Here is a 2,696-nt window from a genome sequence, read left to right as displayed (position 1 = left end):
GGCCAGAAGCGGGCGTAGCGACTGAGCGGCTCGACCGCGCTACGACAACGGCCCCAGGGTCCGCTCCTGTGAGGCACGATACGGGCCGCTTACGCGCACGCGGGCGATACGGTTCGACGCGTCAGACCCGTGCTCACCCTCCCTRCAACATGCCAGTCCACGGGTGCAGGTGGCACAGACGCCAGGTTAGGTAGTCCACGGGTGGCCATGGCACCATCTGGCTACTGGCCCGATGCGAAGTGCGTCTGGGCCATGGCCCGGTGCTAGCCGCCGCTCTCAGGCCAGTTTCAGAACGATGAGGAAGATCGTCGCGTCGGTCAGGACGTGGGCGATCCAGGGTGCGAGCAAGCCCTGGGTGCGCTGCCGCAGCAGGCCGAGAAGTGCAGCGTAGAGCGCCGCCAGTGCGATGCCCCATGCGCCACTGGGAAAGCCGTCCTTGTGCAACAGGCCGAACGACAGAGCCTGGACCAGGTTGACCAGCAAGACCGAGCGGAAAACCTGGCCGAGCGCGTTCATCATCACGCCGCGGAAGATTGCCTCCTCGACGGTGGCGTTGACGAGCGGGAAGACCACGCCGGCAGCTATCAACGCCGCTGTCGGCATGCCGCCGAACATGGCCTTGAGCGGCCCGACATCGGGATGCGTCAGTGCGTGCCAGGCCAGCAGCGCAGCGCCGGAGATGACGGTGATGCCCGCGATCTGCCAGCCGGCGCGACGGTCCAGCAACCCGCGCTGCAGCCAGCTGCAACTGCGCCGCAGCGGCGCCAGCGGCAGCACGGCGAGCGCGAACGCGGCCAGCGTCAGGATCAATGGCAGCGACGCCACCCGCAGCGCCGGCACCTGCATCAGCAGCGCCAGCGCCAAGGCGATCAGCGCCATCTGCGTGGCCACCGCGTGACGCAGCGCGGCAGCGCAGGCCAGAACGACGGCCAGCGCGATCGACAACGGCCCCAGGTATCCGGTGGCAAACGGGATGGCAGAGAAGCCGGCGATGGCCAGCAGGATCAACGCCGGGCCGACGCGCCGCAACCGATCGTTGCCGGAAGCCGGGGCTGGGAGAACAGGGGCCAAGTGGCGGGCGGTAGTGTTCATGGCGGGCCTTGATGGGTGGGAGACTGGGGTCAAGTCGCAACCGCAGTCACTCGAGGTGGAACGAGTGACGCAGTCAGCAGCCGCAGGAACGCTGCGTCATCGAGATAGAAGTGGCCTGCATCGACGGTGTGAACGCGGCAGCCCGATCGCGTGTGGGCGGCCCAGGCCCGCGCCTCGTTGTCGTCGACGAGCGGGTCACGCAGGCCGCGGAACACGGTGATCGGCAGGTCCAAAGGCACTGGGGCGGCCGGCGCATGGGTGTCGAAGAGCGTGCAATCGGCGCGCAGCACGGGCAGCAGCAGTGCCAGCAGTTCGGGCTGTCGCAGGGCCTCGGCCGGGGTGCCACCGAGTCGCTCGAGCGCCCGTGCGAGCTCGGCATCCGAGGCCTTCGAGAGTGGCGGCGCGCGCGGCGGCAGATGCGGTGCGCGGCAGCCCGAGACCAGCAGCCCCGCCGGCGCTCGGCCTCGATCCAGCAGCCGCTTGGCCAGCTCGAAAGCGACCAGTGCGCCCGCGCTGTGGCCGAACAGCATGCAGGGCACGCCATCGTCGGGCAGGCCGAGCACCGCTCCGACAAGCGCCTCCAGCAGCGAGGGCCAGGTGACGAGCGGCGCTTCGACGAAGCGTGCCCCGCGCCCGGGCAATTGCACCGCCGCCACCTGGACCTGCGCCGGCAGGGCCTGGAACCAGGGCCTGAAGGCGGTCGCGCCGCCGCCGGCGTACGGCAGGGCCAGGAGGCGCAGCGAGACGCCGGCGCGCCACGAGCGCGACGGTGGCAACCACCAAGCGGCACCGTTCACCGCGCTGCTCCGGGCATCGAGGCCTCGGCACGTGCCAGCACCCGTTCAACGGCACGCGCCAGCACGGCAGCGTGGGCGGGGTCCTCCATCATGCTCAGGTGGTCGCCCGGCACGTCGATGATGTCGCAGCCGGCGCGCAGCCAAGGCGACCACCCCAGATCGGCCGGGGCCCCTGGCGGCTGCTGTGCAGCGCGGAACAGCGTGGCAGCGGCCTGCGTCGGCGCGGGGGTATGACCCCGCTCGGCGCGCAGGATGGCGCGGAACACACGCAGCATGGCGTGCACCTGGACCAGGCCGGCTTCGGGGGGGACCAGCGCGTCTGCGCGCAGGCGTTCCAGCAGGGCCGCCAGCCGTGCATCGGGCTGCACCTGCGCAACGGACGCGGCGGCAGCGGCGAACCGCGGCGACATCGACGCCAGCAGGGACGTGTCGTCCAGCGCTTCGCCATCGGGCAGCCCCTGCGCGACGGCCGTGGCGTCGAAAAGCGCCAGCATGGCGACGCTGTCGCCGTTGGCCTCCAGCTGCTGTGCCATGACTTGAGCGATGCGCCCGCCGGTGCACCAGCCCCCCAGCAAATAGGGCCCCCGCGGCTGGACCTTGCGCATCTCCGCCACATAGCGGGCGGCCATGTCCTCGAACCGGTCCTGCGGCGTGCCGCGGCCATCCATGCCGGCGGCCTGGAACGCAAGGAACGCGCGCGGCGGCTGCCTGGCGTCGGCGGGGCCCAGGTTCGCTGCCAGTGCCTGGTAGGCGAGTACGCTGCCGCCACCGGCATGCACGCAGAAGAAGGGGCACGCAGAAGAAGGG

The 2,696-nt window shown here is 71.1% G+C and carries 3 protein-coding genes; all 3 read right to left on the bottom strand.

Annotation, left to right across the window (positions count from 1 at the left end; genetic code table 11):
- Window positions 1-276: 276 nt before the first annotated feature.
- Window positions 277-1,092 carry a CPBP family intramembrane glutamic endopeptidase gene (locus AC1DYI_RS31965; protein ID WP_477208139.1) on the bottom strand — a complete coding sequence of 272 codons (816 nt, stop codon included), beginning with the start codon at window positions 1,090-1,092 and terminating at the stop codon, window positions 277-279.
- A gap of 29 nt (window positions 1,093-1,121) precedes the next feature.
- Window positions 1,122-1,889, bottom strand: coding sequence for a thioesterase II family protein (locus AC1DYI_RS31960; protein WP_477208138.1), 768 nt, complete (start codon window positions 1,887-1,889; stop codon window positions 1,122-1,124).
- A partial coding sequence (locus AC1DYI_RS31955; protein ID WP_477208137.1) for a thioesterase domain-containing protein occupies window positions 1,886-2,696 on the bottom strand: 811 nt, incomplete at its 5' end. The genes AC1DYI_RS31955 and AC1DYI_RS31960, both read right to left, overlap by 4 nt.

Source organism: Ideonella sp. P3_A4 (assembly GCF_056403075.1).
Note: the sequence above shows the minus strand (reverse complement) of the source record. Positions and strands in the feature narration are given on the sequence as shown.